Genomic DNA, 24,666 nt, shown 5'->3' with positions numbered 1-24,666 from the left:
TAAAAAGGCTTTTGTTCTAGTTCGTGTGGGCTGTCGCTATTTTCCACACGAAAAACCACAAACGCCCCGCCATTAGGATATTTTGGCGGGGCGTTTTCTCAACATAACACGTTTCAAATTATAGGTTATGGTAATTATACATCAAAGGCTGTGTTTGTTACCCGCTTACATACCATTGCTATGTCCAATACTAGACGGTATCGGACATTAATGCGGTTTATTTCAAATAGTTGGGTTTATTGCGGTATCTTTCTTGAGCTTCATTATCGCTTAGCTTAGTATTGAAGCTACAATTTTAAGCTGTATCACAAGAAGTAAACAATATGGAATTTGTGCGCCCGTTAGAACCTATTTTGATTATTGATGATGTTCAAGATATTCGTGACTACTTAAATCAAATCTTAACTGAGTTAGGCTTTGAAGATATTTTAGAAAGCCGTGATTTTGAATCTGCAAAATCATTAATCAAAGAAAAATCTCCTAATGTCATCTTTCTCGATATTGAGTTACCAGATACTGACGGAGCTGAAATCCTCGAGTTTTTAAATGATAATTACCCAAACACCCATGTTGTGATGTGCTCTGGACATAATAGTTTAGAGAATGTGCAAAATACTTGGGAGCTTGGCGCCAAAGGTTTTATTGCCAAACCATTCAACGCGAAAAAAGTTGATACAGTAATGAAGCGATTAGAAATAGTCGAACATTTTTAAGGTTACTATGCACTCTACAGTTACAGCTATTATTGATGATTTATCACAGGTAATTTTTGGTAAAAAAACACAAATTAAACTCGCCTTAACCTGCTTATTTAGTCAAGGCCATTTACTCATTGAAGACTTACCAGGTATGGGTAAAACCACGTTATCACATGCACTTGCTTCTGTTTTAGGCTTGTCATATCAGCGAGTTCAATTTACCAGCGATTTACTGCCATCAGATATTTTAGGTGCGAGTATATTTAATTCAAATGAACACACTTTCACTTTTCATAAAGGGCCTGTTTTTAGTCAAGTAGTTTTAGCCGATGAAATAAACCGTGCTGGACCAAAAACACAAAGTGCATTGTTAGAAGCAATGGAAGAAAAACAAGTGTCGATGGATGGTGATATATACCCCCTACCAACACCATTTTTTGTTATTGCTACACAAAATCCTTTATATCAATCAGGTACTTACCCTTTGCCTGAGTCACAATTAGACCGTTTTATGATGCGGATAAGTTTAGGGTTTCCACCAAAAAAAGCGGAAAGAAAGCTTATTTTAGGTGCTAATAATCGTGATTCTGATGCGCTTCCTAAACGGATCAATTTCTCTCAACTAATTGATATACAGTCTGAAACTAAAAAAGTGACTATTTCAGAACCGATCGTTGATTACATTATTGAGCTTGTATCTTATACCCGAGAAAGCGGTGTTTTTGCTAATCCGCTATCGCCAAGAGCCAGTATAGCGATGGGTAAAGCTGCACAAGCTTGGGCTTATATTGAAGGTAGAGATTTTGTAACTCCCGATGATGTACAAACTGTATTTAAAAGTGTGGCAGCTCATCGATTAGGAATTGATGAACAAACAAGTGAATTACAAATAAAACAGTTATTAAACGCTGTTCCAGTGCCCTTGTAAAATATGCTATTTGCAAAAATGCGAAACAACAAAAAGAATGGTTTTTTATTTGCTGATTTTAAACAAGCACTCTTTACTAAGCTATTAAAAAATAAACATACAGGTAATACACTTACCCTAAAACATAATACGATTTATGTTTTACCTTCAAAAATGGGCTGCGGTTTTTTATTTGTCACAGTTTTGAATTTTATATTAGGAATTAATTATCAGAACAACTTAATTTTGGCTATGGCTTATTTAATGCTGGTTGTTTTGGTATTGGCTATTTTAATTGGTTACTCCAATGTAAAAGGTTTAACTCTACGCTTTAAAGTAAAGAATAATAACTACTCCCCTATTTCACCCCGCTTAGTTTTCGACGTTTCAACCGATAAGTTATGTCAGTCATTACTTATTCTTTATCAAAATAAATTATTGCATCATCTCGATAACATAAAAGGTAAAACAAGCATTACAGTATCCTTACCTTATAAAAACCGAGGTAGCTACCCGTTAAAACGCATAAAATTACTTAGCCAATACCCATTTGGTTTAGTTTCTGTTTGGAGTTATATGCAAATAGAAGAAACTGTTTTTGTGTATCCAGAGCAAGTAAATCCACAGAAAAATAATAACTTAATGGTTGATGAGTATAACGGTGACGGCGATTTAAAACATCCCAATGGAATTGACGAATTTGATACCTTGGTTGATCATCAACATGGTATGGGACTGCAAAGAGTATCGTGGAAACATTATGCAAAGACACAGCAACTGATGGTGAAAGAATTTGTTAACTTTGCCTCCACACCAATGACCTACGACTATTCTCAATTACAAGGTAATGCCGAAACAAGATTAAGCCACTTAAGCTATTTGATCACCCAAGCCCATTTGCATGATCATGCTTTTGCCCTTAAGTTAAATAATCAGCTTTATTCAATGTCTAAAGACTCAGATCATTTTAATGCATGTTTAATTGCATTGAGTCGTTTTAAGGTAAACTCTAAGAATCAAGATGCCGAACGTTCATAACGAAAAAGCAATAAATCTTACTTTGTCGATAGTTTATGGCTTGGTCGTTTTATTTATTATGTCTGAACTGACTCTTATATTTACTGCGTTATTGGCCTTGTTATGTGCTTGGAATTTTACAATCACTTTAATGAAGAAGCCTAAACCAAGTACATTATATGCTAATATTTTGGCCGCTCTTTCTCTTGTATTACTTCTTCACGATGTTGGATTTGGTGATACGGTAACTTTATTTGTTGCTATGCTTATTTTGTCCAGCTTGTTTAAATTGTTACAAGCCAAAACCAAAAAACATTATCAAACAATTGTATTATTGAGCTTTTTTAGTCTCTCTACCGTTTATCTTTTTTCGCAGTCAATCATTGCAACATTATGCGTAAGTATCTTGTATGTGTTAAATTTTGCAGCGCTTGCACTTATTGAAAATAAACACAGTTTAAAAATTGCTTCTAAACAAAGCGGGAAAATGTTGTTACTCGCTCTACCTATCGCTGTTTTTTTATTGTTATTTTTACCAAAAATGCCTGCCTTTTGGCAATTACCAGGGCCCAAACTTGCTAAAACGGGCTTGTCTGAAAGTGTTAACCCCTTTGATATTGCAAAGCTTTCTCGTTCAGACGAACTTGTTTTTAGAGCGAAATTAAGTATAAATAAGCCCCCTGCACCACCATACTATTGGCGAGCTATAATTCATGATGAATTTGATGGGACTACGTGGTTAGTATCGGACTTATTAAAAAGCCAGCAACGAAATAAAACATCTGTAAAGGATGCACCCCAATTTGAATCGCAGTACAACATTATTGCTGAGCCCTCATCAAAGCCATGGTTATATGGTATAGGCCAAGCTTATTCAACAAACTCTGATGTGAAAAGTACAGAACAAGGTTTGCTTATTCGCAAACGGTACTTAAGTAATAATATAAATTATGAAGTAAAGACTTCGTCTTTCAATGATTCGCTATTAAATAAAATTAATCGCTATCAAAACTTAACACTTGGAAATTCTGAGCTAAATAATGTGCAATCTCAGCAATTAGCGCTGTCTTTATATAAAAACAGTAACAACGACAGTGAATTTTTAACTGCTTTGACAGAGCATTTCTCAAATCAAGGCTTTGCTTATACTCTTACGCCAGAGCCTATGACGGGTGGTAATACTATTGATGAGTTTATGTTTAATAATAAACGGGGTTTTTGTGGTCATTATGCCAGTGCAGCAGCGTTTATGTTTAGAACGGTAGGTATTCCTGCCAGAGTTGTATCGGGTTATTTAGGTGGAGAGCTAAATGAGCAAGATGAATATCTAAGTGTGTACCAGTATGATGCCCATGCATGGGTTGAGGTATTTATAAAAGGTAAAGGTTGGCAAATTTTTGATGCAACCGCCGTTGTTTCGCCTGAGCGTTTAACTGGCTCACTTTCACAAATGCAATCCCTTAATAATGAGTTCACTAACAATTTAGAGTTTAGTTTACTGAGGTTCAATCAAATACCTGGGTTTAATTGGTTGCGTTTAAATTTAGAAAACTTAGATTACAAATGGACAAATTGGGTGCTTGGCTTTGATCAACAAAAGCAAAGTTCATTTTTGAAACGCTTGTTTGGTAATAACCAACTATGGAAAATTTCATTGTTTGTCATTTTAACTATCATCATTATTTTTATTAGCTATTTTGTTTATTTAAATTGGCCTAAAAAAGCAATGCTGAATGAGCATCTGCTCGCTACGCACTATAAAGAAATTCAATTTTGGTGCGCTAAAAATGGTTTTAACCAAAAAGCCAATCTCACTCCACTGCAATATCTTAATCTAGCTAGAGAGCATTTCACTGAGAAAGGTTCACTTTTCATGCAGTTTGCTCAGTTATACAGCGATGTAAGATATAAAGGTGAGGAATTTACTCCGCAACGTAAAAATCACAGCTATGATCTGGTAAAATCAATTAAAACAAAAGCTAAGAGATCTCTATGAACGCAGTTGTAATTGGTGTTTTATTAATGCTTGGGTTAACTCTAGCCCGTGTAAATGTTATTGTTGCTATGACCCTCAGTGCTCTCGTTGCTGGGTTAAGCGCAGGGCTTGGCTTAACCGAGACATTAAATGCTTTTAACGCGGGTTTGTCTGGCGGCGCTGAAATTGCGCTTAGTTATGCCATGCTGGGTGCGTTTGCTGTTGCGATTTCAAAATCAGGTCTTACCAGAATTCTCGCCGCAAAATTGTTATCGAAAGTGAACACTTCAAATAAAGGCGAAACCGCCCTTAGTTACTTTATATTATCGATAATACTAGTATGTGCTATTTCATCACAAAACCTTATTCCGGTGCATATTGCGTTTATTCCAATTTTGATCCCACCACTATTAGTTGTGTTTAATAAGCTGCGATTAGACCGTAGAGCCATTGCCTGTATTTTAACATTTGGTCTTGCAACTTCTTATATGGTACTACCCTATGGATTTGGTGGAATTTATTTATATTCAATATTACATAAAAACTTAGTTGAGAACGGGCTAGAAATTATAAATACGCAAGTACCTATGGCCATGATAATACCTGCAATTGGCATGTTTATCGGGCTCTTGATTGCGGTATTTATCAGCTACAGAAAACGCAGGACTTATAAAACAAATGAATTAGAAGATCAAACTATTAACGTAACAGTGCAGCAACCAAAAAAAGTTTTACTGGTCGGTATTACCGCGGTATTAACATCATTAATAGCGCAGAATGTAAGTGGCTCTATGATATTAGGCGGCCTTGTTGGTGTGATGATTTTCAGCTTATTTGGTATTGTTAAATGGGAGCAAAATAACGACGTATTTAGTAAAGGTGTTGCTATGATGGCAATGATTGGCTTTATTATGATCGCAGCTCAAGGTTTTGCTTCTGTTATGAAAGCAACCGGTGATGTTTCATCTTTAGTGCAAAGTGCCGCGGGGGTTATAGAAGGTAATCAACCTTTGGCAGCGGCATTAATTTTATTAGTAGGCTTAATGATCACCATGGGAATTGGTAGTTCATTTTCAACGGTACCAATAATAGCCACCCTTTTTGTTCCATTATGTTTAGAATTAAACTTTTCTGTTATGGCGACTGCTGCTCTTGTTGGTACGGCTGGCGCTTTAGGCGATGCCGGCTCCCCTGCTTCAGATTCGACATTAGGTCCAACATCAGGTTTAAATGCGGATGGTCAACACGACCATATTTGGGACTCAGTAGTGCCTACCTTTATTCACTTTAACCTACCACTGCTTGCTTTTGGTTGGCTAGCTGCCATGGTGTTATAATCGTTTTGATAGAATCAAACATCACTCTCTTTGACCTTCTATTTTTACCTTTTTACTCGGTGTTTAGATTATAAAATGCCAAGGAAAAGTATGATGTGTTCTTTTGTATCTATAATAATAGCACTCACAAGGAGTGCTATTGAATATTCTATAGTTTAAAAACCGTATATCATTTTATCGCACACAACCGGTGTAGGTCTGTGATTATCATCGACAGCTACGAAGGTAAAACTACCTGTAATGGCTGAATGCTTGTCATCTTTGTGCATTGTTTCAAGAAAAATTTCTACATCAACACGTAAGCTTGTATTTCCTACATGAACCACTTTAGAAATAAGTTCAGCAAACGTACCTGCTGGGATAGCTTCTTTAAAATCGACTCTGTCCGATGAAATGGTTACTAAGGGTTTACGGCAAAAACGTGTTGCAGCAATAAAGGCTACTTCATCCATCCAAGCAAGGGCATCTCCACCAAATAACGTATTGTGGTGATTTGTACGGCCAGGAAAAACAGTTTTTGTTACTGATGTAGTTGAGTCTTTAATACGCTGTGCAATGATTTCATCGTGATTAACTTCAGTTGTCATGTTCTCTACTTTTTATTGGCTAAGGTGTCTAACATCATAAGTGCTGGATCGAGGCGTTCGCCCTTCCAGTTAAATCGCCAGTCTAAATGCGGGCCTGTTACACGCCCTGTAGCACCTATTTCAGCTATTTTTTCACCACGTTTTATCTCATCACCTACTTTTACATCTAATTTACTTAAATGAATATAGGTTGATGTAACACTGTGTCCGTGGTCTAAAATCAGTGTACCGCCAGAATAATATAAATCATTATTAGCAAAAACCACCGTTCCACTTACTGGTGCATACACTGGACTACCGGTTTTATTAGCAATGTCCAGACCAAAGTGAGGACGACGAGGTTCACCATTAAAGTAACGTTGGCTACCATAAACACCTGAAATACGCCCTTGGGCAGGTTTATAAACAGGGTCTAAAAAATACGTTAAATCAGAATCAACTTTGCGGGCATTTCTAACAGCCACGGCTTCGCGACTAATTCGCTCACTGACTTCTGTAGGTGGTGACACATATTTTTTTGCTACACCGGTAATTTTATCAATATCGTAATCGCGTTTGGTGATCAACAAAGGCTGTTTATGAGATTTACCTTCAGTGTCTACCCAGCTTAATTCATGATTTAGCTTTGCATCTCGACCAAAGCCGAAAACAAATGTACCATTTGCCGTGGTTTTTAACTTTTCACCGTTAAAGCTCACTGATTTTGCACCATCAAGCTGGCCTGTCACTAAACCACCTTGAGTTAGATTACCTTTTAGTTCAACGCCGTGAGCAAAAACGCTCAATGACGTAAGTACACTGGCAAGAATCAATTTACGCATAACAAATAGACCCCTTAGCAACACCCTCGTACGCTGTCACTTTCACATCAGAGTCACTGTATTGCGCCTTAATCTGCTGTGCTAAATAAGATGCTATGCATTCTACAGTGGTGTCTACCGGTAAAATATCACAACGCTCACTACTTATAGCCATTTCAAAATAACCTTGTGCTGCGCTGTACGCAAAACACAGATCAGACTCTTTGGCACGAATATGTTTCAATTGTGAGGCTTCAATTTGGTCCTCTGCAGTGGCTAAATAAATATCTTGCCATTTGTCAGCCCATTGCTTTTGAATGCGCGGCATGGACATACCATTTAATGAAACGCCCAACTGAGAACGATGACCATGAATAATACGCTGACAATTACCATCATGCTTTTTAAGTCCATGACTATAATGATAATAAAAGCTTTTGCTATGCTCAGGTTTTAATTCAATTTCGATTTTATCAATATTGCTTGGTAACTGCGGCATAATAGTCGCTATTAAAAAATCTATTACGGCTTGCTCATTGATAACAGGAGCATCAATTAAACAGTATGCTTGATTAGGTGCACTCATCGCTAAGTGATGATCATCGCCAAATGTACAATCAAGTGTTTTATAGTCCCCATGAGATACAACTTCACCATTTATTTGTGAAGGTATCGCTAATTTATGGTCTATGCATTCATCAATTATGCCTTTGATTTGTTTTTTAACTAACCCAAAATCAAGCACCATAGACTCTTCATTTAATTTGCCATGCAAAGTTAAATCAACAATCCAGCTCTCGCCAACTGCGCCACGTTTATTACATAGATAAGAAAAATCAATTACTGTAAGTGCGTTAACAAAAAGGATCATAAACTTCCTTTATACTGGTTAAAAAATCAAAGTGATTATAATGATTTTTACTCGTAATTGCGCGTTCTAATCGCACAATTAGCAAGTTCTTTACCTAATCGATGATATTTCATGCAGAAATATTGTTTTTTTAACTGCTCCGAGTTGTTTAGCGTACAAGTGTACGCTAAAGTACTCTGCAATTTCTAAGCGACGAAAAAGTGTTATGGAACCTAAAAATAGCTATACAAAAGAAGAATTGGTCCTTTGTGGTCAAGGTGAAATGTTCGGTGAAGGCAACTGCCGTTTACCTAGTGATAACATGTTAATGATGGACCGGATCATCTCAATCACTGATGATGGGGGCGAACATGGAAAAGGTCAAATCGTTGCTGAACTTGATATAGATCCAAGCCTTTGGTTTTTCGATTGCCACTTTAAGGGTGATCCAGTCATGCCTGGTTGCCTAGGGCTAGATGCAATGTGGCAACTAGTTGGTTTTTTCCTAGGTTGGTCTGGTGGTCCAGGTTTAGGCCGCGCGTTGGGTGTTGGCGAAGTTAAGTTTACAGGTCAAATTTTACCGACTGCGAAAAAAGTGACTTACCGCCTAGAAATGAAGCGTGTTATAAAGCGTAAATTATTTATGGGTATGGCTGATGGTACTGTTGAAGTAGATGGCCGCGTTATCTATGAAGCAAAAGATTTAAAAGTAGGCTTATTCCAAGATACAAGCGCGTTTTAATTAAAATGCAGATACAAAAACGCCCTCAATCGAGGGCGTTTTTGCTTAAAATTCGTTTATAAAATTACGTTTTGTACATGTTGCGATTTTCTATCGCTTCACGCCAACCACCTAACCACTCTGATTTAGGGTCTACTTGTTGATAAGGGCAAATATCTTTTGAACGTCCTGCCAAACCTGCTTTAAAACCTTGAGAATGAGCTCTTTCTAACCGATCTCTTTTCTGTCTCTTCATAGGTAAATCCTCACCTTTTATATTTATAAATTTGTAGTGTTAATGACATCTACAATTAATGAATAGTTAATAAAACTGTTAAATTCAAATCATAAAAGCAATTAAATAAATTGACTTTAACTAAGCTGCTGATGCAAAGATGAATTAACATTAAAAAATCACAGTGGTCATACCACCGATGTACATTCAATATTTATATAAAAAAATTACGACTATCTAATCGCTAACATGCAGTATCCTGCTTTAAATGTGACTACCTATGTAACGCAAAAGTTCATCCATAAATTGTAATTATGACAACTTTATTGCAAGCATTTAAAAACTAGGCTTTTATTGTTTTATTATGTGAAATTTAAAATTATGTGCAAATAAAATACAAATTACTTGCATATATAAATACGATCGGTCTAATATGGGTTATGCAAACAAACGAGCAAAATCCACCCAGACGTGGTCGCCCACCAAAAGTAGCTCGTAGTAATGCAGATACCAAAGCATTACTTATCGCTACAGGGCTTGAAACATTAACAGAATTTGGTTTTAGTGCCACGGGTATAGACACTATCTTAAAAAAAGTAGGTGTGCCTAAAGGTTCTTTTTATCATTACTTTGAAAGTAAAGATGACTTTGGCTTAGCTGTAATAGACGCATACAATGATTATTTTATTGCTAAATTAAAGCGATACTTAAATCAAGATGATGTCCCTCATTTAGAACGGTTAATAAATTTTACCCAAAGCGCCGCAACAGGCATGCAAAAGTATAATTTCAGCCGGGGTTGTTTAATTGGTAATTTAAACCAAGAGCTTAATCATTTATCAGCTGAATTTAAAACCAAGTTATTACACAGTTATGAGCAGTGGCAACTACAAGTACAGCAGTGCATTGAAGGCGCACAAGAGCAAAAGTTAGTCAGTAAGCATATTGATGCCGCACAGATGAGTGAATTTTTTTGGGTTGGTTGGGAAGGCGCAGTTATGCGTGCAAAACTAGTCAAAAACTCACAACCTTTAATGCTATACACAGAAATGTTTTTACGTGCGCTACTTAGGTAGTGCCTTTTTTTATCAATTTAAAGACGATCGGTCTAAAAGGATTCGTAATGGAAAATTTTTTCAACGCTATTGTTATTAATAAATCAGACGATACCCCCTACTGTGCAAAGCTCGACACTTTAAGCACTAGTTCGTTACCCGATAACGATGTAAGTATCGATGTATTGTACAGTACACTTAATTATAAAGATGGGCTTGCTATCACTGGCAAAGGACCTGTTGTGCGCAGTTTCCCAATGGTGCCGGGAATTGATCTAGTAGGTAAAGTATCAAACTGCAAAACTGATGAGTTTCAATTAGGTGATACGGTAATTTTAAATGGTTTTGGAGTAGGAGAAAAACATTGGGGCGGACTTGCACAAAAAGCCAGTTTAAGTGCCGACTGGTTAATACCTAAGCCATCAGGTTTAACCGCAAAACAAACCATGCAAATAGGAACGGCAGGCTATACGGCGATGCTCAGTGTAATAGCGCTTGAAAAACAGGGTATCACCCCCGCTTCTGGTGATATTTTAGTTACAGGCGCAAATGGTGGTGTTGGTAGTTTTGCTATTTATTTACTTAACAAACTTGGTTTTAGTGTAATTGCAGTAACTGGTCGGCCAGAGCAAACAGACTATTTAACTCACCTAGGCGCAAAACAGATCATTCATAGAGATGAATTTTCAAAACCAGGCAAGCCTTTAGCAAAAGAGCGATTTGCAGCTGCTATCGACTCTGTTGGTAGTCATACCCTTGCTAATATTTGTGCATCATTAAAATACGGTGGTGTTGTAACAGCCTGTGGCCTTGCTCAAGGCATGGATTTACCTGCATCCGTAGCCCCCTTTATTCTACGCGGTGTTTCTCTTATTGGGATCGACAGTGTTATGCGTCCAAAAGCTGACCGAATAGAAGCATGGAATAGACTCAGTGCTTTAGTCAGCGCAGACTACCTAGATACCATTAGCAATGAAATAAGCTTAAAAGAAGTTATCAATTGTGCTGATGATCTAATGGACGCAAATCTAAGAGGCCGTGTTGTGGTCAATTGCCAAAAACTCTAACCCTCACTTTTTTATATGAAGCTGTTAAATAAATGACAGCTTTCTGTTTTAATTTCTACTATCTAATTATTGATTTAAAAATTATAATTACTGTATTAGAAATTGAAATGAGAGTGACCATGAGTAACGAAGAATTATTTGGCAATAACCCGTTGCAAGGCGTTAAACTTGAACAGGTAGTATCTGAGCTAGTTGATCAATACGGCTGGGAATTATTACATGCTTACTTGCAGCTAAATTGTTTTAAAAATAACCCGGATCTAAAGTCTGCGGTCAAATTTTTACGTAAAACTCAGTGGGCGCAAGACAAAGTTGAAAACTTTTATCTTTATCGTTTAAAAAACTTACCTAAACCTGATGATGTACAATATCAGCTACCACCACGTGACCGTGTAATTCCTGCTGATCATAAGCCAGGCGAACCATGTGAGTTAAGCTTTAGTGATGCCAAACGTATCCAAGCAAAAAAAGAAGCGAAAGACCGCGCTCGAACCCGTAAGCAACGCTCAAATGCAAGTAATCCGTGGGGTAACTAATCTCACTGGAATTATAATTTTAGCTGGCTTTGCTAGCTAAAAACATGTCACTAGTTAAATATTCCCTACCAATTTGGTGCATTTAACTATCCAGTTTTGTGCAGTAATAAAAAGCAAATTTATATTGCCAATAAATCATTTAGATAAAACCCTATTTATATCTTAAATATACATATCTTGGGTTAAAAGTGCATTCTCAACTCATTATTACTACGTGGTCAATATCTTGCATTAGCTGGATACAGCAATATCTGTTTTGCACTGGGCCATAAGGGGTATGAAGTGAGTAGTAGATCTATGTATTTGAATAAGGATGAAAAGGCTTGGTTGCCTTATTTTGGGCGAAATGGAAAAATAGCTTTAGGCTTAGCGTATTTTTTAAATCGTAATCGAACAACATTTATAAAAAATACCTTTGAAGGAATATCAAATACACGACTCGAGATTTTACAAGATTGGACTAACAGCCAATGGCAGTTTTTACAAAGTGTTGCCAGTGATATACAGCAAACCAGCCAAAATGAGTTTAGTGAATTATTAACCAGTAAACTTAAATACTCGAATGATATATCTGAATTATTTTTAATTACACAAACCGCTGAGGTGCTAGCTTCAAGTTATCAATCGCATATAGGGCAAAGTATTTTACCTTTGCCGGCCGTTCAACAAGGCTTTAAACACCCATTCCTTCATGGACCATACAAAGATAACCAAACAAAACAATTAGGTCCCACGTCTTCTAAGTTTCACGATGCCGTAACATTGATGTTTTATTTACCTATTGAACTGGCAAATAATCAAACATATTGCTTATGCGCAAGAGTACCAAATGATGTCATCGGCGATCTTATACAGCGTGAAGCTGGACATATATTTCAAGAGTCTGGTGATAACTACCTGTTCATGGTTAAAGCGAATTTTGATAAATCTATCGAAGCTGGTACTGCCCTATCTCGCTCTAGGTTTGAAGATCGTACATTCTCCTTAGGTGATAACCTTAAAGACGGCGTTAAAACTGATTGGGGTGTACTTAAAGTTAAGGAGCACACAGAACTAGAGCTAAAGTTTACCGACCCTGCAACAGGCCAATTACACCCTGGTGTACGTGAAACAATTAAAGCAGGTAGCAATGTATTTGTAGATTATCCAGGGTACTCAGACTACCGCCATGTTCCAGTGATAGGCAAAGGTGTTACATTCTCTCTTCCTGGCTCTAAAGATACATGGGGGATGATGTGTGAAGGCGATCTTGAAGAGGTTTATCGTAATCGCTCTATCAGTCATACGCTTTTACGCCAACACTTTATTTATAGCTCGATAGTTGCATTTACAGCACCCATTTGCCACGAAATTTTAGGCCTTAACTGGTTTGCATCTGCTGGTATGGCATTGGCTACTTTAACTATCACAAGTTTAATATTCGCAAAAAGCGGCCCTGCAACTGTAGCCAGTAAATTGCAAAAAATGACAGATGTAATTAGGGGTATAGCTGAGGGCGGCGGTAACTTAAAGCAACGTTTAGAAAGTCGGCTATTATCAAGTGATGAAACCGGTGAGTTAGGAAAATGGATAAACAGCTTTATTGATAGCCTTGATAGCACCGTTGGTAAAGTTATTAATGTATCTAACGATGTTCAACTCGCAAAACAAGTTTTAATAAAAAAACAAGATGAATTTAGTCTAAATGCCAATACTGTGTTAACTGAAACACAAAAGTTATTGTCTCGAATAGAAATTCAGCTTAATACTATCAATGACGCCACTAATGATGTTGAGATTATTCGAACGAATTTAGAAACTGCAGCAGCTCAAAGTGTCATGCAATTTCAAACAATAAGAGAACAAACTCAAGGTATCCATAACTCAATTGATAGTTCTAGCAATACTATTAAAGGGCTTCATAACCATGTAAATAATGTCGGTTCAGTGGTGGGGTTAATAAGCCAAGTTGCTGATCAAACTAATCTGCTAGCTCTAAATGCCGCAATTGAAGCAGCCAGAGCCGGTGAACAAGGCCGTGGATTTGCAGTTGTCGCTGATGAAGTAAGAAATTTAGCTGCAAGAACTGGCGAAGCAACAACAGAGATCAGTCAATTAATTAGCAAGATACAAAGTAGTGCTGCTCAATCAGTTGAAATTATGCAGTCAAGTATGCAAAGTGTAGAAAAAGATATGCTTTCAACGGAAGAAGTTATACATGATGATACTGAATTAAATGAAACCTTAGCCCATATGATTGATACGTTAACAGGAATAAATAAAGAAGGAACGCAGCAACTACAAAGTGCTCAACAAGTTAATGATATAAGCTCATTGTTACAAAACTCACTCCATGAAGTCCGCCTAGGAACAAGCTCTGTAGATAGAAGTGCCACTGAACTTGAGCGTTTAATTTCACGTTTTCAAGTAACAAGCAGCTAAAAATAGAAATTAACATTGGGCTAGACAATAACTACTTAGCTTCACAAGGTTTAGTGTCATTGAATGATATTTGGATCAATATTCATTACGGGAGATGAACCACCCATTGCACTTCCTGTTAATAAAAAGCGCATGATGGGAGGTGTGTGGGCTGAAGGAGACCTCCGACTACCCGATTATGTGTATTTTACTTTGCACCATGAGCAAATAATAAGTATCTTGGCGCAAACCCTTTAAATGTAACGCTACCTGATATATGAAGCATTACTCCTACAACAATAAAACCAATTATAAAACCAAGTTCGAATTGCTCAGTAAATAAGGCAAAAGTTAAGCTTACAACTCCGATCAGCGAGCACAGAAAAATGAATGCTGATAAAGTTCGTATTAACACACTTAATTTTTTAACATCTGACTCTGTCGGATACTTCATAATCTAGGAGATACACATAACAGCGTTTTACCAAGAATACCGATAAACACTTTATTAAAAGTGGCCGTATTCATGTCTACACGCATTAAAATTTATAATAATATTATTAACTTACTAACTTATAATAAAGATCGCAACAAAAACTCGTCACTCCCACAGCGAGAATTGAAATAAGCTATATACCGAGAATTTTAGTTTAATTTCTTTGTAAATAATTTAAGCTGTATAAATATACAGTGGTAATTTATTATCACCGCCCTACTACTATTATGGCTGAAACAATAAGCGGTAGCGCAAGAGAGGCTTGCGCTACGCATAACTAATTACTGCATAACATGCTCAAATGCGCCCACATCACCTGGGAAAACCACAGGTGATTCAATGCCGTCTTTATTCACTGCGGCGACACCAAAATAATAATTATCGATAACTACATTTTTAAGCGTTGCTTCGTTTACATCACCTACATAGCGGCTAAACTGCCATTGTGGCTCGCTGGTATAACGCCAGTAAATTCTGTAGCCAACGGTGGATTTATCTGTGTTTTTTTGCCATTTTAATGTTGTACTTGGTTTTACCGCACCAGATATTTCAACGCTTTTTGGGGGTGCGGGTGCCCAGGCCATGGCGGCTAAACTCACTGCATTAAGTGAGGTGAGTTTTGCGGTGTAGTCAAAATCTACGCCGTCGATGGTATCACCATAAACAATGCCGTTTTCTGTACGTAGGTCTTGATGTTGATGGTTATAGTTTTCGTTAGTTTCCATCACCCTGACGGCAGCATACCCCATGTCGTTGAAGGGTCTATGGTGGCCACCACGGGCAAAACGGTCGAGTCTGTAAACCAACATAGTATCTAAATTTGGAATGTATCTGTCGGCGATGGTATCAATATAACGCGCTAAGTTGCGGCTTGCTGAGTCTACTTCACCACCGGTAAAGCGGCGTTTATGAGCTTGCGCTTTGGTTTCTATGACCCGTGTGCCTTCAGAGAAAATACGGGCTGTTGTGTTATCGATTACACCATTAATGCCAGTGATATTGCCAATCATGTCGTTATTCAATACGCCATGAACTTGCCAACCTTGTTGCTGTGCATGCTTAGCGAGTATTTTACCACCAAAAAGTCCTTGCTCTTCACCTGAAAGTGCGGCGTAAACAATGGAACCATTAAATTTATAGTTTGATAAAACACGAGCGGCTTCAATAACACCTGCAACCCCAGTTGCATTATCGTTTGCACCGGGAGAGTCACTGGTAAAGTCCATTACGTCACTAACCCGTGAGTCTATATCCCCCGACATCATGACCATACGATTTGGCTCATCCATTCCACGTTGAATAGCAATAATGTTAACCACTTCAACAGGATTTGGTATACGTTTTTCACCAGAGATTGTATCTTTCACCTCAATCACTTCTAAGCAGCCACCACATTGTTTAGATATCGCCTCAAACTCAGCTTTTATCCAGCGTCTCGCTGCGCCAATACCGCGGGTATTAGATTTCGTTTCAGACAAGGTATGACGGGTGCCAAAATCAACCAAGGTTTGCACATCGCTCTCAAGACGCTTTGCTGAAACAGCACTGGCAATATTATGTAACTTTTGTTGATCTTGATAATCAAGTGGATCAGCCAATACGGTATGAGATACAAATAAACTGCTTAATAAAAGCGTGGTATTGATTACTGTCATTTTAGTTTTAATTCGGTCAGACATAGTTGAAACTCTTGCTATTAGTTACACTCACAGTACGTGAGCTTAAACTGATAGCAAAGTAGTTTGAGATAAATATCAAAATTATCCGATAAATAACAATACTGTGATGGCAACATGAATGAGTACCCAACTAAAACCTATTGGGCACTCTACTGGGGAGCACTTAATAACTAAACAACGCCTTGTTCAATCATCGCATCGGCAACACGCCTAAATGCGGCAATATTAGCGCCTAACACTAAGTTGTTTGGTTGGCCAAACTCTTTTGCGGTGCTGCTGGCTGTATCGAAAATGTTTTTCATTATTTGCTGAAGCTTTGTATCCACCTCTTCAAACGTCCATGTTTGCATACTTGCATTTTGAGCCATCTCTAACTGGCTTGTTGCAACCCCACCGGCATTAGCGGCTTTGCCGGGGCCATAAGCTATTTTTGCAGCTAAGAATACATTAATTGCTTCTTGGGTACAGGGCATGTTTGCGCCTTCGCTGACTAAAATACAGCCATTTTCAATCAGTGCATTGGCATCGGCTTGAGTCAGTTCATTTTGCGTCGCACAAGGGAAAGCCGCATCGGCATTAAAACGCCACACAGAGTGGCCATCTTCAGGATAGTCAGCACGTGGAATAAAACGCGCATCAGGATGAGAGTCAATATAAATAGCTAAACTGGCTCTATCACCTTCTTTAATTTGTTTGATCAGCGCTAAATCTATACCTGACTCGTGATATAAAGTACCACCTGAATCACTACAACTAATTGGCGTTGCACCAAGCTGATATAGCTTTTCTATGGCATATATAGCAACATTGCCCGCGCCCGACACTAAACAACGTTTACCTTCGAGTGTGTCGTTAGCTGCTTGTAGCATGTAGTTGGCAAAATACACTGCGCCATAGCCTGTAGCTTCTTTACGGACGAGTGAGCCGCCCCACGATAAGCTTTTACCGGTAAACGCGCCCTCATAACGACCTGTTAATCGTTTATATTGGCCAAACATATAACCAATTTCGCGCGCACCGACACCAATATCACCTGCGGGCACATCGGTAGTTGGGCCAATATGGCGATATAATTCGTTCATAAATGATTGGCAAAAACGCATAATTTCGCCGTCAGAACGACCTTTAGGATCAAAATTAGAGCCCCCTTTTCCGCCACCAATTGGTAAACCGGTTAATGCATTTTTAAATATTTGCTCGAAACCTAAAAATTTAATTATGCTGGCATTAACGCTCGGGTGAAAGCGTAAGCCGCCTTTGTAAGGGCCTAACGCTGAGTTAAACTCTATTCGATACCCTTTATTGACGTGTATCTTGCCTTTGTCATCAACCCACGGAACTCTAAACATGATCTGACGTTCAGGCTCGACTAAGCGTTCAATTATGGCATTGATTTGATAGTGTGGTATGTTCTCAAGAATTGGCTCAAGTGATTCTAGCACTTCTTCAACTGCTTGATAAAATTCGCATTGCGCTGGACTGGTTTTTTTTAGTTGTGCAATTGTACTATGGATATAATTCATATTTATTCTTCCGTGGTGATTTTTCAAATATTAAAATAGACGTAGTCAAGTTTAAAGATCATAGTTAGGTCGCCCCTATAAATGGTTTTCTTTCATAACCATACCATAATTTTTAAAAAGCCAAGTCATAACCAACGTGAATTTTTTTTAACTTACACACTAACCAATGATTATTTATTTTGAATAACTAGTTAGTATTTTTACATATTTAACGGGGTGTCATGACCTTCATGGTCACCGTTTATAGCTAAGCTGAATTAGCTATAAACATGATTATGGGAAAGTGTGAGCGCATATTAAGTCCTTTTAATATGTTAAAAATGATAATTAATTGCCGAGTACTTTGGCGGGATCAACGCGTGTTGCTTGCCATGCGGGGTATATAGTGGCGAGCACTGCCAATATAAAAGTCACAATAACGGTGATAACGATATCTTGCCAAAGCAATTTACTGGGTAAAAACTCAATAAAATAGACACCTTCTAGTGGGTTAGCACCTGCCAATTGGCTCAACCAAGTAAATAAACTACTTATATTCAAGGCTAAAAACACTCCAACAAAACCCCCTAAAACCACACCAACGAAGGCTTGAGTTAGCCCTTGCATAACAAAGGTTGCTAAAATAGTGCTGTCTTTTGCACCCATGGTTTTTAAAATTGCGATGTTTGCTTGTTTCTCACGCACTTCCATTACCAGCGAAGACACAATATTAAAACTGGCTACTGCGATAATTAAAAACACCACAATATACACAATGGTACGCACCATTTGAATATCTTGGTACAAACTGCCTTGGGTCCTAAACCAGCTGGAGATATACACATAATCAGGAATGGTTTGCCCCACTCTGAGCGCTATTTGATGTGCATAAAAAACATCATTAACCTGTAAACGTAAACCAGTTACTTGCTGCTGGCTATAGCCAAGTAGCGATTGCGCTTTAGCCAAATGAATAAACGCTGCTGTGCTGTCTATTGGCCCTCCCATTTTTACAATGCCTGCTAGAGTCAGGGTGACCCGTTTGGGTGCTAAAATATCGCTGCCGGTTTGGTTCACTTGAGGAATTAATAAGGTAACTAAATCACCTTGCTGTAACTGCAATTGCTTAACAATTTGCGCCCCTAAAATAACGTCATCAAGATCTAATTGGCTGATCAGTTTACCTTGGGTATATTGATTAATTGATGAAACGTTTTTTTCAAGTTCAGGACTAACGCCACGTACTTCAACCGCTTTTAGGTCACTTTTATATTGCGCCATGCCATTTACACTAATAAAAGGGGCTGCACCTGTTACACCCGGTTGTTTAGCTAGATTTTCAACCTTACTTGGCCATTGCTCAATCGGCCTATTTGGCGCAACATACTCTACTTGCGGTACCACACTTAACAAACGGTGGACGAGCTGCTGCTCAAATCCATTGATCACCGACAAAGCAACAATTAGCACAGCAACACCAAGCAAAATACCTATGGTCGATGCTTTAGCTATAAAGCTAACAAAACCATTTTGGCTTTCGTTTGAGCCAGAGTGTGCTCTAAACCGCTTACTTAAGAACGCACTAAGCAACATAACAGCTCTCTTTAATAGCGATTTTTCCTTCGTCTAAATAAGCTATTTTACCGAGCTTATCAGCTAACTCTAAGTCATGGGTTACCACCACAAAACTGGTATTTAAACTGGTATTAAGCTCTTTAATTAAGTCGTATATCTTTACTGCATTTTGTTTATCAAGATTACCTGTGGGTTCATCGGCAAGTACTAAGGCAGGTTGTGTGACCAACGCTCGTGCAATAGCAACTCGTTGTCTTTCTCCACCAGATAAGGCCGACGGTTTATGTAAACTACGATGAGAGAGTCCGACTTTGTCAAGCATTGCTAAGGCCTGAGTGTTTGCTTCTTTAGTATTCAACCCTTTGATAAGCAGCGGCATCGCGACATTTTCAACGGCATTAAATTCCATTAATAGATGGTGAAACTGATAAATAAAACCCAAATTTTCATTTCTAAATTTGGCTTGCTCTGTTCGAGACAAATCAGCAACACGTTGTCCTTTTATTTTAGCAACCCCATCACTTTGACTATCAAGTGTACCTAAAATATGCAGTAATGTGCTTTTACCCGAGCCTGAACTACCAACAATAGCGAGCATTTCACCTTGTTGAAGTGTTAGGTCAACCCCTTTTAAAACATCAACTTGGTTCTCACCATCTTGATAGGATTTACTTAATTTTTCACATTGAATAACCAAATCATTCATAACGCAATACCTCTGCGGGGCTAACTTTAGCGGCCTTTTTGGCCGGATATAAGGTCGCTAAAAAACTCATTGCGATGCTTCCCAGCGCAATCAAAACTAAACTTGTAACATCAAACTTGACCGGTAAGCGAATACCCGTTAATACATTCAAACCAACGGCCGACAGCACTTCGTTAATATTGGCACTCAGTAATAGCCCAAGCGCTGCACCAATGCTGGTGCCAATCACACCGTTGTATAAACCTTGAATCATAAATACATGTTGTACTTGGCTGGGAGTAAGGCCGAGAGTTTGTAAAATAGCCACTTCACTTTGTTTTTCGCTGACCATCATGGTCAACGCTGAGACAATATTGAACACAGCAACTAGCACAATTAAAGCGAGTAAAATCGACATAATTCGTTTTTCCATCGCAACAGCTGCAAATAATGTTCCTTGTGATTGGCGCCAATCAGTAACATCAAAATCAGTGAATAAGTTTGTACTTGCTGAAAAATCGTCCACTAAAAAGGGATCGTGTAATGAAATACTTAAATTAGGTGCTACAGTACTTGATTGCTTTAGCACTCGTTGTAATGACTCGCCACTGGTGAAAGCCAAGCCCATATCGATTTCTGAACCCGTTTCGTAGATTGCCGTAACGGTAAATAACCGCTGGCTAGGGACCCGACCTAGGGGCGTATAGGTTGACGCTCCTGGCATAATCACACGTACTTTATCGCCTAAACCAATCCCCAGTTTGCGAGTTAAATAACGGCTGACAGCAATGTTATAGCGTGAGGCAAGTACTTCGCTCCAATCACCTTGTACTATTTTATCGCTAATTTTATAAAGTGAGGCGTTATCATCATATAAACCTTGTAATAATACCCCATGTAAATCTTTGTTTGTTTGCAATATTGCCTCACCATGGCGGTAAAGGCTGGCGTGTTTTACATAAGCTGACGAAACAACATTATGTTGTAACGTTTGCATTTGTTGTTGAGTTTTATTCGTTGATGCAATTTCAACATGGGGGATCAAACCGAGCATATTCGATTTTAAATTATCCTCAAACCCATTCATTACTGAGCTGACGGTATAAAGCGCCATCAAGCCAATGGCAATTCCTGCAATGGAAAAAAAAGAGATAAACGAAATAAACGCATTCCCTTTAGAGGAGCGACTATATCTGAGTCCAATGAAAAGACTAACTGGTTGAAACATAATTAATTATGGTCACATTTGAGGCCAAATAAACTGCAATACTAGCATGGTTTTGTATTAAATTGGTATTAGGCTAACTGTAAAAAATAATTATAAATCTGATACTTGAACCTACCATTAATACTGACACTGCAATATAGGCTAATTTAGAGTTGCAACTAAATGATCCAACAAGGCTTTTACATTGGTTGCAACAAACTGCCGAGGTGGATACACCCCCCAAACCCCTTCCGGCTTGGGTTGATTATTGGTTAAAATTGGCACTAGGTTACCCGCGGTTAAATCATCTTCAATGTAGTAATTGGGTAACTGAACAATCCCCAATCCCTTTTTAGCAGCATCTGCTAACGCCCAACCACTATTGCACTGTAAGCGCCCTGCTATTTTAATATGTTTATCTAGCCCTTGTTCGCACACCCGCCAATAACTACTGTTACCTATTAAACATTGATGTTTGTGCAATTCAGCCAACGTGTGAGGCTCTCCAAACCGAGTTAAATAATCGGGTGAGCAGCAAATAACAAAACGCCGTGCACTCAAGCGTCGCGCTTTCAGGCTTGAGTCTTTTAAATGTCCTAATCGAATGGCTAAATCAAAGCCACCTTCTAACAAATTTTCTTGCTGATTACTCAGCGCCATTAACACTTCTACATCGGGGTGTTGTTTCATAAAGCTATGCACCGCAGGCATAACAAATGTTTCACCGTACATTACAGGGGCAGTGAGTTTAATTTTACCTTTTGGGGTATTTTGCTGTTGTGCAAGTAACGCCGTTGCATCGTCCATAGCATGTTGTAAGTGCTTTATTTGGTGTAAAAAGGTTTCACCTTCTTTAGTCAGTACAACTTTACGGGTAGTGCGTGTTAATAACTGCGTGTTTAATCGTTGCTCAAGTCCTGTCACTTGGCGGCTTATATGGGCAACCGATACATTTAGACTCGCAGCTGCGCGAGTAAAGCTGCCCTCTTCACCCACAGCAATAAATTCATCAATTCCTAACCAACGGCTCATTATTACCATACTGTAAAAGTGTTTTATTAAAATGAAGATTAACATTGTTTGAGAAACAAATAAAATAGCGCTATTGTTTTTATGTTTATAACGTCACTAACTAAATAAGCGAGTCACTATGTCAGAATTTATTAAATCAAAAGCTGCTATTGCCTGGGGTCCAAAACAACCACTGTCTATTGAAGAAGTAGATGTAATGATGCCTAAAAAAGGCGAAGTCATGGTTAAAATCACGGCTACTGGTGTATGTCATACCGATGCTTTTACCCTGTCAGGTGAAGATCCTGAAGGGATCTTCCCTGCTATCTTAGGTCATGAAGGTGCTGGTGTTGTGTATGCCATAGGTGAAGGCGTAACAAGCGTTGCTGTTGGGGATCATGTAATTCCACTTTACACCGCTGAATGTGGTGTTTGTAAAATGTGTACTTCTGGTAAAACAAACCTGTGCTCAGCAGTACGTGAAACCCAAGGCAAAGGTTTAATGCCTGATGGTACAACACGTTTTTATAAAGATGGCCAACCAATTTATCATTATATGGGCACATCTACATTCTCTGAGTACACCGTATTGCCTGAGATCTCACTAGCTAAAGTAAACAAAGAAGCGCCACTTGAGGAAGTATGCTTATTAGGTTGTGGTGTTACTACGGGTATGGGCGCCGTAACTAAAACTGCTAAAGTTCAAGCTGGCGATACTGTGGCTATTTTTGGTTTAGGTGGTATTGGTTTGTCTGCCATCATCGGCGCGAAAATGGCAGGTGCAGGTCGTATTATTGGTGTTGACATTAATACCTCTAAGTTTGATTTAGCGACCAAACTTGGCGCGACTGATTTAATTAACCCAAAAGATTTCGATAAGCCGATTCAAGAAGTCATCGTTGAAATGACCGATGGTGGTGTTGATTTCTCATTTGAATGTATCGGTAACGTTGACGTGATGCGCTCTGCTCTTGAGTGTTGCCATAAAGGTTGGGGCGAATCTGTGATCATTGGTGTTGCAGGCGCAGGCCAAGAGATTTCGACTCGTCCATTCCAATTAGTAACCGGTCGTGTATGGCGTGGTAGTGCATTTGGTGGTGTTAAAGGTCGTTCTGAGTTACCTGAAATTGTAGAACGTTATATGGCTGGTGAGTTTGCTTTAAATGACTTCATCACTCATACCATGGAACTTGAAGGTATTAACGAAGCATTCGACCTAATGCACGAAGGTAAAAGTATTCGAACAGTCATTCATTACTAATATCTCTTAATGATGCAAGCCATGAATCTGTTTCATGGCTTTTTAGCGAGGACAACATGTTAGATAATTTAACCTCAGTGAAAGTAAGCGGTGGCTGGCATAAACAATACAGCCATAGCGCCAGTAGCACCCATTGTAAAATGCGCTTTGCCGTATTTTTACCACCCGGTGCAAGCCAAACAAATAAGGTTCCGGTGCTTTATTGGTTGTCAGGTTTAACCTGTACTGATGAAAACTTCATGCAAAAAGCAGGTGCCTTTAAAAAGGCAGCAGAGCTTGGTATTGCTATTGTAGCCCCAGATACCAGCCCTCGCGGTGAAAATGTACCTGACGAAGACAGCTATGACTTTGGCCAAGGTGCAGGTTTTTACGTTAATGCAACCCAAGCCCCTTACAACACTCATTACAATATGTACGATTATGTTGTTAACGAACTACCAGCTTTAATAGAACAACATTTTCCTGTGTCTGATAAAAAAGCGATTAGTGGTCATTCAATGGGTGGACATGGCGCGCTGATGATAGCACTGCGTAATCCTAACAGTTACACCAGTGCATCGGCATTTAGCCCTATTACTAACCCGATGGCCTGTCCATGGGGAGAAAAAGCGTTTAGTCATTATTTAGGGAATGATAAAACAACGTGGGCGCAATATGACACATGCCAGCTTATGCAACAAGCGCAAGCAAGTGATTTTGTTCCAATGCGTGTTGATCAAGGTGAAGCGGATAACTTTTTGGTTGAACAGCTTAAGACCGAAAACTTATTTCAACAAGTAAATGAAAAAGACTACCCTGCACAAATTAATATGCATGCAGGTTATGACCACAGTTATTTTTTCATCAGTAGCTTTATAGACGAACACCTATTATTTCATCAACAGTATCTACTTGATTAGATTCTGTATCTGTGAGGTTGTGTGTTTTCACTTCCTCACAAATTTTCACTGATTTTGATACTCTTGTACACACAATGTCAGGTTCAACACCTTGCTGTACCAAATAATGAGTTTGAGCATTTTATTTTCCCTGTGATCAAAGCCTAGTTAACCTGAATAAGTACTT

General features: G+C 38.5%; 22 protein-coding genes. 12 read left to right on the top strand and 10 right to left on the bottom strand.

What is annotated here, in order from left to right:
- Window positions 1–323 precede the first annotated feature (323 nt).
- Genes QMA12_RS04110 through QMA12_RS04090 form a run of 5 tightly spaced genes read left to right on the top strand, consistent with a single transcriptional unit; the run spans window position 324 to window position 5,934 of the window.
- Window positions 324–713, top strand: coding sequence for a response regulator (locus QMA12_RS04110; protein ID WP_290208386.1), 390 nt, complete (start codon window positions 324–326; stop codon window positions 711–713).
- A gap of 7 nt (window positions 714–720) precedes the next feature.
- The gene (locus QMA12_RS04105; protein ID WP_087533811.1) at window positions 721–1,626 is read left to right on the top strand and encodes a MoxR family ATPase; all 906 of its coding nucleotides are present in this window, start codon (window positions 721–723) and stop codon (window positions 1,624–1,626) included.
- A gap of 18 nt (window positions 1,627–1,644) precedes the next feature.
- Window positions 1,645–2,643 carry a DUF58 domain-containing protein gene (locus QMA12_RS04100; RefSeq protein ID WP_290208387.1) on the top strand — a complete coding sequence of 333 codons (999 nt, stop codon included), beginning with the start codon at window positions 1,645–1,647 and terminating at the stop codon, window positions 2,641–2,643.
- Window positions 2,627–4,618, top strand: coding sequence for a DUF3488 and transglutaminase-like domain-containing protein (locus tag QMA12_RS04095; protein WP_290208388.1), 1,992 nt, complete (start codon window positions 2,627–2,629; stop codon window positions 4,616–4,618). Before QMA12_RS04100 ends, QMA12_RS04095 begins: the two co-directional genes overlap by 17 nt.
- Window positions 4,615–5,934, top strand: a complete 1,320-nt coding sequence (locus tag QMA12_RS04090) for a Na+/H+ antiporter family protein (protein WP_290208389.1) — start codon at window positions 4,615–4,617, stop codon at window positions 5,932–5,934. The genes QMA12_RS04095 and QMA12_RS04090 overlap by 4 nt, the downstream gene beginning before the upstream one ends.
- Before the next feature lie 155 nt (window positions 5,935–6,089).
- On the opposite strand, the gene QMA12_RS04085 is transcribed toward QMA12_RS04090, so the two are convergent.
- From QMA12_RS04085 to QMA12_RS04075, 3 genes are read right to left on the bottom strand one after another with little or no spacing between them, the layout of a single operon-like run.
- Complete coding sequence (locus QMA12_RS04085; protein WP_087533814.1) at window positions 6,090–6,521, bottom strand: acyl-CoA thioesterase; 432 nt, start codon at window positions 6,519–6,521, stop codon at window positions 6,090–6,092.
- A gap of 5 nt (window positions 6,522–6,526) precedes the next feature.
- Window positions 6,527–7,342 carry a M23 family metallopeptidase gene (locus tag QMA12_RS04080; protein WP_087533815.1) on the bottom strand — a complete coding sequence of 272 codons (816 nt, stop codon included), beginning with the start codon at window positions 7,340–7,342 and terminating at the stop codon, window positions 6,527–6,529.
- On the bottom strand, window positions 7,335–8,192 hold the full coding sequence (locus QMA12_RS04075; RefSeq protein ID WP_290208391.1) for a 6-carboxytetrahydropterin synthase: 858 nt from the start codon (window positions 8,190–8,192) through the stop codon (window positions 7,335–7,337). Before QMA12_RS04075 ends, QMA12_RS04080 begins: the two co-directional genes overlap by 8 nt.
- A 205-nt stretch (window positions 8,193–8,397) precedes the next feature.
- On the opposite strand from QMA12_RS04075, the gene fabA reads away from it, so the two are divergent.
- Window positions 8,398–8,913, top strand: coding sequence for a bifunctional 3-hydroxydecanoyl-ACP dehydratase/trans-2-decenoyl-ACP isomerase (gene fabA / locus QMA12_RS04070; RefSeq protein WP_087533817.1), 516 nt, complete (start codon window positions 8,398–8,400; stop codon window positions 8,911–8,913).
- 64 nt (window positions 8,914–8,977) lie between these two features.
- Here fabA and rmf read toward each other — a convergent pair whose 3' ends face one another.
- On the bottom strand, window positions 8,978–9,148 hold the full coding sequence (gene rmf, locus QMA12_RS04065) for a ribosome modulation factor (protein WP_058558798.1): 171 nt from the start codon (window positions 9,146–9,148) through the stop codon (window positions 8,978–8,980).
- A gap of 419 nt (window positions 9,149–9,567) precedes the next feature.
- On the opposite strand from rmf, the gene QMA12_RS04060 reads away from it, so the two are divergent.
- The 4 genes from QMA12_RS04060 to QMA12_RS04045 all read left to right on the top strand — a co-directional run bounded on the left by QMA12_RS04060 (window position 9,568) and on the right by QMA12_RS04045 (window position 14,206).
- Window positions 9,568–10,203, top strand: a complete 636-nt coding sequence (locus QMA12_RS04060) for a TetR/AcrR family transcriptional regulator (RefSeq protein WP_087533862.1) — start codon at window positions 9,568–9,570, stop codon at window positions 10,201–10,203.
- Window positions 10,204–10,250: 47 nt separating this feature from the next.
- Window positions 10,251–11,249, top strand: a complete 999-nt coding sequence (locus QMA12_RS04055) for an MDR family oxidoreductase (RefSeq protein ID WP_087533818.1) — start codon at window positions 10,251–10,253, stop codon at window positions 11,247–11,249.
- Between the two features lie 119 nt (window positions 11,250–11,368).
- Window positions 11,369–11,785, top strand: a complete 417-nt coding sequence (locus tag QMA12_RS04050; RefSeq protein WP_290208392.1) for a VF530 family DNA-binding protein — start codon at window positions 11,369–11,371, stop codon at window positions 11,783–11,785.
- A 282-nt stretch (window positions 11,786–12,067) separates the two neighbouring features.
- The gene (locus QMA12_RS04045) at window positions 12,068–14,206 is read left to right on the top strand and encodes a methyl-accepting chemotaxis protein (protein ID WP_290208393.1); all 2,139 of its coding nucleotides are present in this window, start codon (window positions 12,068–12,070) and stop codon (window positions 14,204–14,206) included.
- Window positions 14,207–14,962: 756 nt separating this feature from the next.
- Here the strand turns inward: QMA12_RS04045 and QMA12_RS04040 are convergent.
- From QMA12_RS04040 to QMA12_RS04015, 6 genes are all read right to left on the bottom strand, one after another.
- A complete protein-coding gene (locus QMA12_RS04040) occupies window positions 14,963–16,336 on the bottom strand; it encodes a M28 family metallopeptidase (protein ID WP_290208830.1) in 1,374 nt (457 codons plus the stop codon).
- Window positions 16,337–16,530: 194 nt separating this feature from the next.
- On the bottom strand, window positions 16,531–17,883 hold the full coding sequence (gene gdhA, locus QMA12_RS04035) for an NADP-specific glutamate dehydrogenase (RefSeq protein ID WP_290208394.1): 1,353 nt from the start codon (window positions 17,881–17,883) through the stop codon (window positions 16,531–16,533).
- 327 nt (window positions 17,884–18,210) lie between these two features.
- Window positions 18,211–19,455, bottom strand: coding sequence for a lipoprotein-releasing ABC transporter permease subunit (locus QMA12_RS04030; protein ID WP_290208395.1), 1,245 nt, complete (start codon window positions 19,453–19,455; stop codon window positions 18,211–18,213).
- Window positions 19,445–20,143, bottom strand: coding sequence for a lipoprotein-releasing ABC transporter ATP-binding protein LolD (lolD, locus tag QMA12_RS04025; protein ID WP_290208396.1), 699 nt, complete (start codon window positions 20,141–20,143; stop codon window positions 19,445–19,447). The genes QMA12_RS04030 and lolD overlap by 11 nt, the downstream gene beginning before the upstream one ends.
- Complete coding sequence (locus QMA12_RS04020; RefSeq protein ID WP_290208397.1) at window positions 20,136–21,350, bottom strand: lipoprotein-releasing ABC transporter permease subunit; 1,215 nt, start codon at window positions 21,348–21,350, stop codon at window positions 20,136–20,138. Before QMA12_RS04020 ends, lolD begins: the two co-directional genes overlap by 8 nt.
- Before the next feature lie 141 nt (window positions 21,351–21,491).
- A complete protein-coding gene (locus tag QMA12_RS04015) occupies window positions 21,492–22,361 on the bottom strand; it encodes a LysR family transcriptional regulator (RefSeq protein WP_290208399.1) in 870 nt (289 codons plus the stop codon).
- A 118-nt stretch (window positions 22,362–22,479) separates the two neighbouring features.
- Between QMA12_RS04015 and QMA12_RS04010 the strand changes: the two genes are divergently transcribed.
- Together QMA12_RS04010 and fghA are read left to right on the top strand one after the other, a co-directional pair.
- Window positions 22,480–23,601, top strand: a complete 1,122-nt coding sequence (locus QMA12_RS04010; protein WP_290208400.1) for an S-(hydroxymethyl)glutathione dehydrogenase/class III alcohol dehydrogenase — start codon at window positions 22,480–22,482, stop codon at window positions 23,599–23,601.
- Window positions 23,602–23,657: 56 nt separating this feature from the next.
- Window positions 23,658–24,500, top strand: a complete 843-nt coding sequence (gene fghA, locus QMA12_RS04005) for an S-formylglutathione hydrolase (RefSeq protein ID WP_087533827.1) — start codon at window positions 23,658–23,660, stop codon at window positions 24,498–24,500.
- The last annotated feature ends 166 nt before the right edge of the window (window positions 24,501–24,666 follow it).

It is taken from the genome of Pseudoalteromonas sp. APC 3893 (genome assembly GCF_030408095.1).
Lineage (GTDB): Bacteria > Pseudomonadota > Gammaproteobacteria > Enterobacterales > Alteromonadaceae > Pseudoalteromonas.
Note: the sequence above shows the minus strand (reverse complement) of the source record. Positions and strands in the feature narration are given on the sequence as shown.